14 protein-coding genes and 1 pseudogene are annotated in these 13137 nt (G+C 71.2%); 14 read left to right on the top strand and 1 reads right to left on the bottom strand.

Features of this window, described 5'->3' with window-relative positions; translation table 11 throughout:
- The 13 genes and pseudogenes from ACFW2E_RS22880 to ACFW2E_RS22820 form a co-directional block, all read left to right on the top strand.
- Positions 1 to 418: pseudogene (locus ACFW2E_RS22880) on the top strand (hypothetical protein); the annotation flags it as partial.
- 17 nt (positions 419 to 435) lie between these two features.
- Entirely contained in the window at positions 436 to 1008 is a 573-nt protein-coding gene (locus ACFW2E_RS22875) for a GNAT family N-acetyltransferase (RefSeq protein ID WP_384468926.1), read from the top strand.
- A 153-nt stretch (positions 1009 to 1161) separates the two neighbouring features.
- Positions 1162 to 1245 carry a putative leader peptide gene (locus ACFW2E_RS22870; RefSeq protein WP_309500612.1) on the top strand — a complete coding sequence of 28 codons (84 nt, stop codon included), beginning with the start codon at positions 1162 to 1164 and terminating at the stop codon, positions 1243 to 1245.
- 148 nt (positions 1246 to 1393) lie between these two features.
- On the top strand, positions 1394 to 3094 hold the full coding sequence (locus ACFW2E_RS22865) for a nitrite/sulfite reductase (protein ID WP_384468925.1): 1701 nt from the start codon (positions 1394 to 1396) through the stop codon (positions 3092 to 3094).
- Positions 3091 to 3273, top strand: coding sequence for a hypothetical protein (locus ACFW2E_RS22860; RefSeq protein ID WP_384468924.1), 183 nt, complete (start codon positions 3091 to 3093; stop codon positions 3271 to 3273). The genes ACFW2E_RS22865 and ACFW2E_RS22860 overlap by 4 nt, the downstream gene beginning before the upstream one ends.
- Positions 3270 to 3980 carry a phosphoadenylyl-sulfate reductase gene (locus ACFW2E_RS22855; RefSeq protein ID WP_384468923.1) on the top strand — a complete coding sequence of 237 codons (711 nt, stop codon included), beginning with the start codon at positions 3270 to 3272 and terminating at the stop codon, positions 3978 to 3980. The genes ACFW2E_RS22860 and ACFW2E_RS22855 overlap by 4 nt, the downstream gene beginning before the upstream one ends.
- Position 3981: 1 nt before the next feature.
- Entirely contained in the window at positions 3982 to 4548 is a 567-nt protein-coding gene (cysC, locus tag ACFW2E_RS22850; protein WP_384468922.1) for an adenylyl-sulfate kinase, read from the top strand.
- Positions 4545 to 5489 carry a sulfate adenylyltransferase subunit CysD gene (gene cysD, locus ACFW2E_RS22845; protein WP_384468921.1) on the top strand — a complete coding sequence of 315 codons (945 nt, stop codon included), beginning with the start codon at positions 4545 to 4547 and terminating at the stop codon, positions 5487 to 5489. Before cysC ends, cysD begins: the two co-directional genes overlap by 4 nt.
- Before the next feature lie 2 nt (positions 5490 to 5491).
- Positions 5492 to 6826, top strand: a complete 1335-nt coding sequence (locus ACFW2E_RS22840; protein WP_384468920.1) for a sulfate adenylyltransferase subunit 1 — start codon at positions 5492 to 5494, stop codon at positions 6824 to 6826.
- Between the two features lie 220 nt (positions 6827 to 7046).
- Entirely contained in the window at positions 7047 to 8159 is a 1113-nt protein-coding gene (locus ACFW2E_RS22835; RefSeq protein WP_384468919.1) for an aliphatic sulfonate ABC transporter substrate-binding protein, read from the top strand.
- Between the two features lie 34 nt (positions 8160 to 8193).
- The gene (locus ACFW2E_RS22830; RefSeq protein WP_384468918.1) at positions 8194 to 8979 is read left to right on the top strand and encodes an ABC transporter ATP-binding protein; all 786 of its coding nucleotides are present in this window, start codon (positions 8194 to 8196) and stop codon (positions 8977 to 8979) included.
- Positions 8966 to 9850, top strand: a complete 885-nt coding sequence (locus ACFW2E_RS22825) for an ABC transporter permease (protein ID WP_384468917.1) — start codon at positions 8966 to 8968, stop codon at positions 9848 to 9850. Before ACFW2E_RS22830 ends, ACFW2E_RS22825 begins: the two co-directional genes overlap by 14 nt.
- A 6-nt stretch (positions 9851 to 9856) precedes the next feature.
- Positions 9857 to 10597 (top strand): sirohydrochlorin chelatase, encoded by a 741-nt coding sequence (locus tag ACFW2E_RS22820; protein WP_384468916.1) that lies wholly within the window; start codon positions 9857 to 9859, stop codon positions 10595 to 10597.
- Here ACFW2E_RS22820 and ACFW2E_RS22815 read toward each other — a convergent pair.
- Positions 10594 to 11583 carry an ArsR family transcriptional regulator gene (locus ACFW2E_RS22815; RefSeq protein WP_384468915.1) on the bottom strand — a complete coding sequence of 330 codons (990 nt, stop codon included), beginning with the start codon at positions 11581 to 11583 and terminating at the stop codon, positions 10594 to 10596. The two genes, ACFW2E_RS22820 and ACFW2E_RS22815, sit on opposite strands and share 4 nt — an antisense overlap.
- Before the next feature lie 56 nt (positions 11584 to 11639).
- Between ACFW2E_RS22815 and ACFW2E_RS22810 the strand changes: the two genes are divergently transcribed.
- Positions 11640 to 12944, top strand: coding sequence for an MFS transporter (locus tag ACFW2E_RS22810; RefSeq protein WP_384468914.1), 1305 nt, complete (start codon positions 11640 to 11642; stop codon positions 12942 to 12944).
- Positions 12945 to 13137 lie beyond the last annotated feature (193 nt).

The raw sequence follows: 13137 nt of genomic DNA, 5'->3' as shown, positions 1-13137 counted from the left end.
GTGGACCCCGGCGGACCCCGCCCGGCGCGCCCGGCTGTGGCGTTACGCCTTCAGCCAGGACCCCGCCCGCGGCGGCCTGCTCGCCACCGACTCGTCGGGGCGGGCGGACGCCGTCGAGGCGTACGAGACACGGGCGGCCGGGATCCGGGGCGTGCTGGCCTACCACCCGCCCGGGACGGCGCGGACCTCCTGGTACGTCGGACACCAGGCGGATTCACCGGACGGCCGGAGCAGCCTGTGGCGCCAGGACTCCGCGGGGGCGAAGGCCGCCCGCTGCGGCTCGGACGCGACGCACCACTGCTGGGCGCAGGGCGTGGGACCGCTCTCCTACTGGCAGGAGACGGGCGAGGTGTGGTCGCTGTCGGACCGGATGCTCTTCTCCGTCCCCCTGAGCTCGATCGACAGTTCACTGGGGTAGATGGTTCCCTGGCCTGCATGAGCAGCATCACCGTCACCACCTGGTCCCTGGAACAGACGTCCCCGACCGACCTCCTTCCCGCCGCCGTGCCCGACGGCGACGTCCGGGTCGTCCGCTCCGAGGTGCCCTCCCCCGAGTTCAGCCGTTTCCTCTACGCCTCGGTGGGCGGCGACATCCTGTGGACCGACCGGCTCGGCTGGACCTACGCCCAGTGGCAGGAGCACCTGGACCGGCCCGGCGTGGAGACGTGGGTGGCCTACGACCGCGGCACGCCGGCCGGCTACGTGGAACTGGATCCGCAGGACGACGGTGTCGTGGAGATCATGTACTTCGGTCTGATCCCCGCGTTCCGGGGCCGGCGGATCGGCGGGCACCTGCTGTCCTTCGGGGCGGCCCGGGCGTGGGACCTGGCAGAACGGTGGCCGGAGCGCGTCCCGACCAAGCGGGTGTGGCTGCACACGTGCAGCAAGGACGGCGAGCACGCCATGGACAACTACCGGCGCCGGGGCTTCACGCTGTTCGACACCAAGGTCGAGCAGGAGGCCGAGGCCGCCACGCCGGGCCCCTGGCCCGGGGCCTGCCCCGCCTGATCCCCTGCCTGACCTACCCCGCCTGGCCTGCGCCGACAAGACCTCCCGCGCGCCTTGTGACCGACGACACCCTTGTCTCGCATTCCGGGACAAGGGCGTCCGCATTCTGGATAAAGCTGGACTGTGTCCAGATCTCCGTGACAGGCTTCCGTCATGTCTGGAACTGGAATTGCCTTGGTGAGTCGGCGGCACGTCGACCTCGGCCGCATGTCCAGCGCCATCTGTCCGGCTGGCTGAACTGCCCGTAGTGGCCTTCGGCCACGGGTCCAGCAGCGCCGACATTCTCTGCTTTCTCCTCCCCGCGCAATGATGCGCACGTATGCCCCGATGCGCCCATACGCGCAGGTCAGAGCCGCTTTCCGCCTGTCCCGAAGGACGTAGAACCATGGCCGCCACCCCGCAGAACCCTGCCGCCTCCGCGCCCCGCCGGAGGGTGAGCCGTCACCGCGGCGAGGGTCAGTGGGCCGCGGGTCACTTCACCCCGCTCAACGGCAACGAACAGTTCAAGAAGGACGATGACGGTCTCAATGTGCGGACACGCATTGAGACGATCTACTCCAAGCGCGGCTTCGACTCGATCGACCCCAACGACCTGCGCGGGCGTATGCGCTGGTGGGGGCTGTACACCCAGCGCCGTCCCGGGATCGACGGCGGCAAGACCGCGATCCTGGAGCCGGAGGAGCTGGACGACGAGTACTTCATGCTGCGGGTGCGCATCGACGGCGGTGCGCTGACCACCCAGCAGCTGCGGGTCATCGGTGAGATCTCCCAGGAGTTCGCGCGCGGCACCGCGGACATCACCGACCGTCAGAACGTGCAGTACCACTGGATCCGGATCGAGGACGTCCCCGCGATCTGGGAACGGCTCGAGGGCGTGGGCCTGTCGACCGTCACCGCCTGTGGCGACACGCCGCGTGTGATGATCGGCTCGCCGGTCGCGGGCATCGCCGAGGACGAGATCATCGACGCCACGCCCGCGTTGGAGGAGATGAAGCGCCGCGTCCTGAACAACAAGGCGTACTCGAACCTCCCCCGGAAGTTCAAGACGGCCATCTCGGGGTCCCCGCTGCTGGACGTGGTGCACGAGATCAACGACGTCGCGTTCGTCGGTGTGCGCCACCCCGAGCACGGTCCGGGATTCGACGTGTGGGTCGGCGGCGGCCTGTCCACCAACCCCAAGCTGGGCGTGCGGCTCGGCACCTGGGTGCCCATGGACGAGGTGCCGGACGTCTACGAGGGCGTCATCTCGATCTTCCGTGACTACGGCTACCGCCGGCTGCGCAACCGCGCCCGTCTGAAGTTCCTGGTCGCCGACTGGGGCGCGGAGAAGTTCCGGCAGGTCCTGGAGGACGAGTACCTGGGCGGGCGCAAGCTGATCGACGGACCCGCTCCCGAGCAGCCCGTCCAGCAGTGGCGCGACCACATCGGTGTGCACCGGCAGCAGGACGGCCGGTACTACGTCGGGTTCGCCCCGCGTGTCGGCCGCGTCGACGGCGCCACCCTCACGAAGATCGCCGACCTCGCAGAGGCCCACGGTTCGGGCCGGGTCCGCACCACCGTCGAGCAGAAGATGATCGTCCTCGACGTCGAGGAGGGGCAGGTCGACTCGCTCGTCGAGGGCCTGGAGGCACTGGACCTCACCGCCCGGCCGTCCTCGTTCCGGCGCGGCACGATGGCCTGCACCGGCATCGAGTTCTGCAAGCTCGCCATCGTCGAGACCAAGCAGCGCGGCGCGCAGCTGATCGACGAACTGGAGCGCCGCCTGCCGGACTTCGACGAGCCCCTCACCATCAACCTCAACGGCTGCCCGAACGCCTGCGCCCGTATCCAGGTGGCGGACATCGGTCTCAAGGGCCAGCTGGTCCTGAACGACGCCGGCGAGCAGGTCGAGGGCTACCAGGTGCACCTGGGCGGCGCCCTGGGTCTGGAGGCCGGTTTCGGCCGCAAGGTCCGCGGTCTGAAGGTCACCTCGGACGAACTGCCCGACTACATCGAGCGGGTGCTGAAGCGCTTCCAGGCCGAACGCGAGGCCGGCGAGCGGTTCGCGACCTGGGCGGCCCGCGCCTCCGAGGAGGCGCTGTCGTGAGCGAGCGTGCCGCCCCCTTCTACTGCCCCTACTGCGGCGACGAGGACCTGCGTCCGAGCGAGCAGGGCCACGGCGCCTGGGAGTGCGCGGCGTGCAACCGCGCTTTCCAGCTGAAGTTCCTCGGGCTGCTTGCCAAGGGACTTCAGCGAGCCGACAACGGAGGGGATGAACTCATATGACGACGGCTCAGGAAGAGCGGACGGCCGAGGAGTTGAAGGCGCTCGCCGAGCAGGCGGGGCGCGATCTGGAGGACGCCTCCGCCCTGGAGATCCTCCAGTGGGCGGCGGACACCTTCGGCAGGCGTTTCTGCGTGACCTCCTCCATGGAGGACGCGGTGGTCGCCCACCTCGCCTCCCGGGCGATGAAGGGCGTGGACGTCGTCTTCCTCGACACCGGCTACCACTTCCCGGAGACCATCGGCACCCGCGACGCGGTCGAGGCCGTGATGGACGTCAACGTCATCACGCTCACCCCGCGCCGGACGGTGGCCGAGCAGGACGCGGAGTACGGCCCCGAGCTGCACGACCGCGACCCGGACCTGTGCTGCAGGCTCCGCAAGGTCCAGCCGCTGGAGGAGGGACTGAAGGGCTACCAGGCCTGGGCGACCGGTCTGCGCCGCGACGAGTCCCCCACCCGGGCGAACACCCCGGTCGTGGGCTGGGACGAGAAGCGCCGGAAGGTCAAGATCTCCCCGATCGCCCGCTGGACCCAGGAGGACGTGGACGCGTACGTCGCCGAACACGGCGTACTGACCAACCCCCTGCTGATGGACGGCTACGCCTCCGTCGGCTGCGCACCCTGCACCCGCCGGGTCCTGGCGGGCGAGGACGCGCGGGCCGGCCGCTGGGCCGGCCGCGCCAAGACCGAGTGCGGGCTGCACGGCTGACATGACCGTGTCTACGAAATGGGAGAACGACGTGACGACCGGAGCCACCGTCTGGCTCACGGGTCTGCCGAGTGCCGGCAAGACCACCATCGCGTACGAGCTGGCGGGCCGGCTGCGTGAGCAGGGCCACCTCGTCGAGGTGCTCGACGGCGACGAGATCCGCGAGTTCATCTCGGCGGGCCTCGGCTTCAGCCGCGAGGACCGGCACACCAACGTGCAGCGCATCGGCTTCCTCGCCGAACTCCTCGCCCGCAACGGCGTCAAGGCGCTGGTCCCGGTCATCGCCCCCTACGCCGACAGCCGCGAGGCGGTGCGCAAGCGCCACCAGGACGGCGGCACGGCGTACCTGGAGGTGCACGTGGCGACCCCGGTCGAGGTGTGCTCCGTACGCGATGTGAAGGGTCTGTACGCGAAGCAGGCCGCGGGCGAGCTGACGGGGCTCACCGGGGTCGACGACCCGTACGAGGCGCCCGAGGCGCCCGATCTGCGCGTCGAGTCGCAGAACCAGACCGTGCAGGAGTCGGCGGCGTCGGTGCACGCCCTGCTCACCGAGAGGGGACTGGCATGACGACGGCCGCACAGGTCAAGGAGGGCGGCGAGGGCACGGACAGCCCCTACACCCTGTCCCACCTGGACTCGCTGGAATCCGAGGCGGTGCACATCTTCCGTGAGGTGGCGGGCGAGTTCGAGCGGCCGGTGATCCTGTTCTCCGGCGGCAAGGACTCCATCGTCATGCTGCACCTGGCGCTGAAGGCGTTCGCTCCCGCGGCCGTCCCCTTCTCGCTGCTGCACGTCGACACCGGACACAACTTCCCCGAGGTCCTGGAGTACCGCGACCGTACGGTCGCCCAGCACGGGCTGCGGCTCCATGTGGCCTCCGTCCAGGACTACATCGACCGCGGTGTGCTCAAGGAACGCCCGGACGGCACCCGTAACCCGCTCCAGACCGTCCCGCTCACCGAGAAGATCCAGAGCGAGCGGTTCGACGCCGTCTTCGGCGGTGGCCGCCGCGACGAGGAGAAGGCCCGTGCCAAGGAACGGGTGTTCTCCCTGCGCGACGAGTTCTCCCAGTGGGACCCCCGCCGCCAGCGCCCCGAGCTGTGGAACCTCTACAACGGACGGCACGCCCCCGGCGAACACGTCCGTGTCTTCCCGCTCAGCAACTGGACCGAGCTCGACGTGTGGCAGTACATCGCCCGTGAGGGCATCGCACTGCCGCAGATCTACTTCGCGCACGAGCGCGAGGTGTTCCGGCGCGGCGGCATGTGGCTGACCGCCGGCGAGTGGGGCGGCCCCAAGGACGGGGAGACCGTCGAGAAGCGGCAGGTCCGCTACCGCACCGTCGGCGACATGTCCTGCACCGGCGCCGTCGACTCCGACGCCGACAGCATCGAGAAGGTGATCGCCGAGATCGCCGCCTCCCGGCTCACCGAGCGCGGCGCCACCCGCGCCGACGACAAGCTCTCCGAGGCCGCGATGGAAGACCGCAAGCGCGAGGGGTACTTCTAAGCATGAGCACCACGACGACCGAGGAACTCTCGGCCACCACCCTGCTGCGGTTCGCCACCGCGGGCTCCGTCGACGACGGCAAGTCCACGCTCGTCGGCCGGCTGCTGCACGACTCCAAGTCCGTCCTCGCCGACCAGCTGGAGGCCGTCGAGCGCGCCTCGGCGAGCCGGGGCCAGGACACTCCCGACCTGGCACTGCTCACCGACGGCCTGCGCGCCGAACGCGAGCAGGGCATCACCATCGACGTGGCCTACCGCTACTTCGCCACGCCCCGCCGCCGGTTCATCCTCGCCGACACCCCGGGCCACGTGCAGTACACGCGCAACATGGTCACCGGCGCCTCCACCGCCGAGCTCACGGTGATCCTCGTCGACGCCCGCAACGGCGTCGTCGAGCAGACCCGCCGGCACGCCGCCATCGCCGCCCTCCTCCGCGTCCCGCACGTGGTCCTCGCGGTCAACAAGATGGACCTCGTCGACTACCGGGAGTCCGTGTTCGCGGCGATCGCCGAGGAGTTCACGGCGTACGCGACCGAGCTGGGCGTCCCCGAGGTCACCGCGATCCCGATCTCGGCGCTCGCCGGGGACAATGTCGTGGAGGCGTCGGCGAACATGGACTGGTACGGCGGCCCGACGGTGCTGGAGCACCTGGAGACCGTCCCGGTCAGCCACGATCTGGCGCACTGCCACGCGCGGCTGCCCGTGCAGTACGTGATCCGGCCGCAGACCGCCGAGCACCCGGACTACCGTGGCTACGCGGGCCAGATCGCCGCCGGTACCTTCCGCGTCGGCGAGCGGGTGACGATCCTGCCGTCCGGCCGGACGACGACGGTCTCCGGCATCGACCTGCTCGGCAGGCCGGTCGACGTGGCCTGGACGACCCAGTCGGTGACCATCCTGCTGGCGGACGACATCGACGTCTCGCGCGGCGACCTGATCGTGCCCAGCAAGGACGCCCCGGCGACCACCCAGGACGTCGAGGCCACCGTCTGCCACGTCGCCGACCAGCCGCTGTCCGTCGGCCACCGCGTGCTGCTCAAGCACGGCACCCGCACGGTCAAGGCGATCGTCAAGGACATCCCGTCCCGTCTGACGCTCGACGACCTGTCCCTGCACCCGCACCCGGGACAGCTCGTCGCCAACGACATCGGCCGGGTGAAGATCCGCACCGCCGAGCCGCTGCCGGTCGACTCCTACGCCGACTCGCGCCGCACCGGCTCGTTCATCCTGATCGACCCGAACGACGGCACCACGCTCACCGCGGGCATGGTCGGCGAGTCCTTCGCCTCCCCGGAGCCGGTCAAGGACGAGGCCGAAGACGACGGTTGGGACTTCTGAGATGAAGACCAGCGACTTCTTCTCGATGTTCGCGAAGGAGGGCGGCCGCGTCGGCAGCGGCGCCCTCGGCAGCGGGCAGGGCGGAGTGGCGCGATGTGTGCGGTGACGTACGCGCACTGCCTGCGCGCCCTCACCCCCCACCGCAAGCGAAGACCTGCCGATCTCCCGGCCACGACCTGAGAGACCGTGACCCGCCGGGCCAACGAGAGGAAAGCCTCCCGTGCCTGCCAACCGCTCAACCCTTCTTCGCCGCGGCCTCGCCGTGGCCGCCGCGCTCCCCCTCCTCGCACTCGCCGCCTGCGGCTACGGGTCGAAGGCCGAAAGCGACACCTCCGACGCGAAGGTCGCCGCCGGGGCCAAGAAGATCGACGGCCTCGACTCCGTCAAGATCGGCTACTTCGGCAACCTCACCCACGCCACCGCGCTGGTCGGCAACCAGAAGGGCTTCTTCCAGAAGGAGCTCGGCGCCACCCGGGCCAAGTACCAGATCTTCAACGCCGGCCCGTCCGAGATCGAGGCCCTCAACTCGGGCTCCATCGACATCGGCTGGATCGGCCCCTCCCCGGCGATCAACGGCTACACCAAGTCGGCCGGCAAGAACCTGCGGATCATCGGCGGGTCGGCGTCGGGCGGTGTGAAGCTCGTGGTGAACCCGAAGAAGATCAAGTCCCTGAAGGACGTCAAGGGCAAGCGGATCGCGACCCCGCAGCTCGGCAACACCCAGGACGTGGCGTTCCTGAACTGGGTGGCGGAGCAGGGCTGGAAGGTCGACGCGGAGAGCGGCAAGGGCGATGTGTCGGTGGTCCGCACCGACAACAAGGTGACCCCGGACGCCTACAAGTCCGGTTCCGTCGACGGCGCCTGGGTGCCGGAGCCGACCGCGTCCAAGCTGGTGGCCGAGGGTGCCAAGGTGCTCCTGGACGAGTCGACGCTGTGGCCGGACAAGAAGTTCGTGATCACGAACATCATCGTGTCGCAGAAGTTCCTCACGGAGCACCCGAAGGCCGTCGAGGCCGTTCTGAGGGCGTCGGCCGAGACCAACAAGTGGATCAACGCCAACCCGGACGAGGCGAAGGCCGCGGCGAACAGGCAGCTGGGCATCGACTCCGGCAAGGAGCTGCCCGCCGGCGTCCTGGACCCGGCGTGGAAGTCCATCCAGATCACCGACGACCCGCTGGCCTCCACGCTCGACGCCGAGGCGCGGCACGCGGTCAAGGCGGGTCTGCTGGAGGATCCGAAGCTGGACGGCATCTATGACCTCACTCTCCTGAACAAGGTCCTCGAGGCCGAGGGCGAGAGCACCGTCGACGACGCCGGTCTCGGCGTCAAGTAAGTCCGGATCCGAGAGTTCCCAGGAGGTGACGATCATGGCAACCGCCCTCGCCAAGGCCGATGACGTCGAGGTGGTCGAGCACGCCGCCCGCATCGAGCACGTCTCGAAGTCCTTCGCCGGTCCCGCCGGGCAGCAGCTCGTCCTCGACGACATCACGCTGGATGTCGCGCCGGGCGAGTTCGTCACCCTTCTGGGGGCCTCGGGCTGCGGCAAGTCGACCCTGCTGAACCTGGTGGCCGGGCTCGACCAGCCGTCCGCCGGCAGCATCACGACCCACGGGCGCCCCGCCCTGATGTTCCAGGAACACGCCCTGTTCCCGTGGCTCACCGCGGGCAAGAACATCGAACTCGCCCTGAAGCTCGGGGGAGTTGCGAAGAACGAGCGGCGCGGCCGGGCCGAGGAGCTGCTCGAACTCGTACGGCTCAAGGGCTCGTACGGCAAGCGTGTGCACGAGCTGTCCGGTGGTATGCGCCAGCGTGTGGCCATGGCCCGCGCGCTCGCCCAGGACAGCCGGCTGCTGCTGATGGACGAGCCGTTCGCGGCGCTCGACGCCATCACCCGCGACCTGCTGCACGACGAACTGACCCGGATCTGGGAGGAGACGGGGCTGTCCGTCCTGTTCGTCACGCACAACGTGCGCGAGGCGGTACGGCTCGCGCAGCGGGTCGTGCTGCTGTCGTCCCGTCCGGGCCGGGTGGCCCGCGAGTGGCAGGTGGACATCCCCCAGCCGCGGCGTATCGAGGACGCGCCGGTCGCCGAACTGTCCCTCGAGATCACCGATGTACTGCGTGGGGAGATCCGCCGTCATGGCCAGCACTGAGACGAAGACCGCCACGGACGCGGGAAGCGTCGAGGCCGGCCTGGACGCGCTGGAGAGCGCCGTCACCGGCCGGACTCCGTTCCGGCAGACCTTCACCGGCAAGATCCTGCCACCGCTCGTCGCCACCGCGGTGGTGCTGGCCGTGTGGCAGGCCCTGATCTCGTTCAGGATCGTCGACGATCCGACGAAGCTCCCGTCACCCGCCGACGTGGGCAAGGAGTTCAAGGACGCCTGGCTGGAAGGCAAGCTGCTCGGCTACATCTGGACGAGTGTCTCGCGCGGTCTGCTGGGCTTCCTGTTCGCGCTGGCCATCGGCACCCCGCTGGGTCTGCTGGTGGCGCGGGTGAAGTTCGTGCGCGCGGCCATCGGCCCGGTCCTGTCCGGCCTCCAGTCGCTGCCGTCCGTGGCGTGGGTGCCGCCGGCGGTGATCTGGCTGGGCCTGGACAACTCGATGATGTACGCGGTGATCCTGCTCGGCGCCGTCCCGTCCATCGCCAACGGCCTGGTGTCCGGCATCGACCAGGTGCCGCCGCTGTTCCTGCGGGCCGGCCGCACGATGGGTGCGACGGGCCTGAAGGGTGCCTGGCACATAGTCCTGCCGGCCGCGCTGCCGGGCTACCTGGCGGGTCTGAAGCAGGGCTGGGCGTTCTCCTGGCGTTCGCTGATGGCGGCGGAGATCATCGCCTCCTCCCCCGATCTGGGCATCGGCCTGGGCGCGCTGCTGGAGAACGGCCGCAACGCCAGTTCCATGTCGATGGTGTTCGAGGCCATCTTCCTGATCCTGTTCGTCGGTATCGCCATCGACCTGCTGATCTTCAGTCCGCTGGAGCGGTGGGTGCTGCGCAGCCGTGGCCTGCTCGTGAAGGGCTGAAGTCGCGTGCGCCAAAAGCCGGTTCTTCTCGTCATCGCCCACGGCAGCCGCGACCCGCGGCACGCCGCGACCGTGCACGCCCTGGTGCGGCGGGTACGGTCACTGCGGCCGGGGCTGCGCGTGGAGACCGGCTTCCTGGACTTCAACGTCCCGTCCGTGCACGGGGTGCTGGAGTCGCTGGCGGCGGAGGGCGTACGTGACGTCGTGGCGCTCCCGCTCCTGCTGACCCGCGCCTTCCACGCGAAGGCGGACATCCCGGCGGTGCTGCGGGACGCCCCGCCGCGGTTGCGGATCCGGCAGGCGGAGGTGCTCGGCCCGTCGCCGCTGCTGCTTTCGGCGCTCGAGCGCCGTCTGTACGAGGCGGGCCTGACGCCCGCCCACAAGTCCTCGACCGGGGTCGTGCTGGCCTCGGCGGGATCCACCGACCCGGAGGCGATCGCAGTGATCGCAGCAATCGCGCGGGAGTGGCGGCACACCGGTTGGTGCGCCGTGCGGCCTGCGTTCGCCTCCGCATCCCTTCCCCGTACCGAGGACGCGGTGAGAGAGCTGCGAGAGCTCGGCTGTGCGCGGGTCGCGGTCGCCCCGTACGTCCTGGCCCCCGGTTTCCTGCCGGACCGCATCGCGCGGGGCGCGGCGGAGGCGGACGTGCTGGCCGACGTGCTCGGCCCGGCGCCGGAGGTGGGGCGCCTGCTGCTGGAGCGGTACGACGCGGCGCGCGCCCCGATGCTCGCCGCTGTGGGCGCTTAGCGGCACAGCTCGTCGCCGAGCGTGGTTCTGGTGTACCGGACGATCCGTCCGCTGCGGGTGCGGCTGAGCAGGCCCGCGTCGTAGAGGACGGCCAGGTGCTGGCTGACGGCGCCGGGGGTGACCTCGAGGCGGTGGGCCAGCTCCGTGGTGGACGCCGGTTCGGCGAGCAGCAGGAGCAGCCGGGCGCGGGGGCGGCCCAGGAGGCGTGCCAGTGCGCGGTCGGTGACCGGGGGCGGCTTCTCCGAGAGGGTGGCCCGGCCGCGGGCCGGATAGATGAGCGTCGGTGGGCGCGAGGGGTCGATCAGCGGCTGGGCGCCGCGGGCGAACAGGGTGGGCAGCAGCACCATGCCACGCCCGGCGATGCTGATTCCGGGCTCGGGCCACGGGGCGCGCCCCCAGAAGTCCTCGGTGGCGAGCCGGAGGTCGTGGCCGGTCCAGCTGAGCCGCGCGTCGAGTCCCGACAGCAGCGCGCCGACGCCCTGCTCGGTCAGCACCCGCCCCCGGTGGGCGAGGTCGGCCTCCAGGATGCTCTGCACCCGGGGCCACCAGTCGTCGGCCAGGCAGGCGTGCCAGTAGGCGTCGAGGGCGTCCGCGATCCGGGTGAGGAGCGCGGCGGGGTCGGCCAGGCCCTGGGCGACGACGGACGGCAGGGCGTCCTCGGTGCGGTAGGTGGCCCGGAAGTCGGTGTCGACCAGGCCGTGCGGGGTGGCGCGGACCTCGTCCAGTTCGTCGGCGAAGGCGGGGCGGGCCCGTTCGGGGCGCGGGGTGAGGAAGTCCGGCACCCACAGCCAGGGGGCGACGAGGGCGGTGAGCAGCTCGTGGTCGAGGGACTCCATGCGGGGACGGATACGGCGCAGCCAGGGCCGGTGGTGGGGATAGCGGCCCGGGTCGTGCAGGCAGCGCAGCGAGAACACCGCCTCCTGCAGCGGGGAGTAGGCGAAGGAGGTGGTGGCGAGGTCGTCGACGGCGAAGCGGAACTCAATCATTGAGCTCCACGCTAAATGATTGTCGGCCTCCCGCGGCCGGACGGTTCGCTGTTCCCATGACGACGACACCGCGATCCCCGGCCGCCGACGCGGCGGCGGCCGCGCGCCCGGAGCGTGCCACCCGAGCCGCCGGACTGCTCCCCGCCGACCCGGCGCTGCGCCGCGCCACCCTCCTCACCCTGGTCAACTCCCTCGGCAACGGTCTCTACTTCCCGCTGGGCGTGCTGTACTTCACGCGCGTCGTCGGCCTCGACGCCACCGCCGTGGGGCTCGGTCTGACGATCGCGGGGCTGGTCGGGGTGGTGGCGGGCGTCCCCGCGGGACGGGCCGCCGACCGGTGGGGGGCCCGGCAGGTCGGGGCGCTGCTGTGGGGCGGCACGGGCGTGGCCACGGCGGCCTACGTCCTGGTGGACTCGTACGCCGGTTTCCTCGCCTCGGTGATCTGCGCGACCGGGCTGCAGATGGCCAGTCGCGGGGTGCAGGGCGCGATCTACGCGGACGTGCTGCCCGCGGCGACACGGGTGGAGGCGCGGGCCTATCTGCGGATGGTCACGAACGTGGGCATCGGGGTGGGCGGCGCGTTCGGGGCGGTCGCGCTGCAACTGGACACGAGGGCCGCGTACGGGACGGCGATCGTGCTGAACGCGCTGTCGTTCTTCGGGCCCGCGCTGATGGTGCGCCGGCTGCCGCTGGCTCCGCACGCGCTGGACCGGGCGCGGCACGCGGCCGACGCGCCGGCCGCGGAGCGCTGGCGTGCGGTGCGGGATCTGCCGTACCTGGCGGTGACGGTGCTCAACGCGGTGCTGTGCGTGCAGTACACCCTGAGCGAGGTCGGTCTGCCGCTGTGGATCGTGGAGCGGACCGAGGCACCGCGCTGGACGGCGGCCCTGCTGCTGATCGTGAACTGTGTACTGGTGGCGCTGCTGCAGGTGCGGGTGGCCCGGCGCGCCTCCCGGGTCCCGGCGGCGGTCCGGGCGATGGGGTGGGCGGGCCCGCTGCTCACGGTGTCCTGTGCGGCGTACGCGGTGTCCGCGGGGCTGTCCCCGGTGTGGGCGGTGGCGGCGCTGACCGTGGGCGCGGTGGTGCAGGTCCTCGCCGAGGTGCTGTCCGCGGCGGGTGGCTGGACCCTTGGCTACGAACTCGCCGACGCCCGTGCCCACGGCGTCTACCAGGGTGTGTTCGGGGTGGGTGTGTCCGCCGGGATGATGGCGGGTCCGGCGCTGGTCACGGTGACGGCGATCCAGCAGGGCGGGGCGGGCTGGGCGGTGCTGGGCGTGCTGTTCGCGGCGGCGGGCCACGCGGTGGGTCCCGCCGTGCGCTGGGCGCGGCGGGACGGGGACTGGCGGGGCGAGCCCGCCTGACGGGGCCCGGTGGTTCGTCCGCGGTCCGGCGCTCCCCTGTGACGTCGGACCGCGGACGGCCGGCCCCCGGGCACCGGGGGGGGGGGGCGTGGGCCGGCTGTTGGGGTCCCCCCCCCCCCACTGGGGGGCCCGGGGGGGGTGGTGGATCCATTGCGCACGGAACGCGTGCGCCGGGCTCCGCGCGACGCCAGGG

It is taken from the genome of Streptomyces sp. NPDC058964 (assembly GCF_042741275.1).
GTDB lineage: Bacteria > Actinomycetota > Actinomycetes > Streptomycetales > Streptomycetaceae > Streptomyces.
This window is presented reverse-complemented; position numbering and strand designations above follow the sequence as displayed.

Bases quoted from the DNA above. Each gene is read 5' to 3' on its own strand.
- ACFW2E_RS22825 (WP_384468917.1), top strand. From the start codon at position 8,966: ATGGCCAGCACTGAGACGAAGACCGCCACGGACGCGGGAAGCGTCGAG.
- ACFW2E_RS22840 (WP_384468920.1), top strand. From the start codon at position 5,492: ATGAGCACCACGACGACCGAGGAACTCTCGGCCACCACCCTGCTGCGG.
- ACFW2E_RS22870 (WP_309500612.1), top strand. From the start codon at position 1,162: ATGTCTGGAACTGGAATTGCCTTGGTGAGTCGGCGGCACGTCGACCTC.
- cysC (WP_384468922.1), top strand. From the start codon at position 3,982: ATGACCGTGTCTACGAAATGGGAGAACGACGTGACGACCGGAGCCACC.
- ACFW2E_RS22815 (WP_384468915.1), bottom strand. From the start codon at position 11,583: ATGATTGAGTTCCGCTTCGCCGTCGACGACCTCGCCACCACCTCCTTC.
- cysD (WP_384468921.1), top strand. From the start codon at position 4,545: ATGACGACGGCCGCACAGGTCAAGGAGGGCGGCGAGGGCACGGACAGC.
- ACFW2E_RS22865 (WP_384468925.1), top strand. From the start codon at position 1,394: ATGGCCGCCACCCCGCAGAACCCTGCCGCCTCCGCGCCCCGCCGGAGG.
- ACFW2E_RS22855 (WP_384468923.1), top strand. From the start codon at position 3,270: ATGACGACGGCTCAGGAAGAGCGGACGGCCGAGGAGTTGAAGGCGCTC.
- ACFW2E_RS22830 (WP_384468918.1), top strand. From the start codon at position 8,194: ATGGCAACCGCCCTCGCCAAGGCCGATGACGTCGAGGTGGTCGAGCAC.
- ACFW2E_RS22810 (WP_384468914.1), top strand. From the start codon at position 11,640: ATGACGACGACACCGCGATCCCCGGCCGCCGACGCGGCGGCGGCCGCG.
- ACFW2E_RS22875 (WP_384468926.1), top strand. From the start codon at position 436: ATGAGCAGCATCACCGTCACCACCTGGTCCCTGGAACAGACGTCCCCG.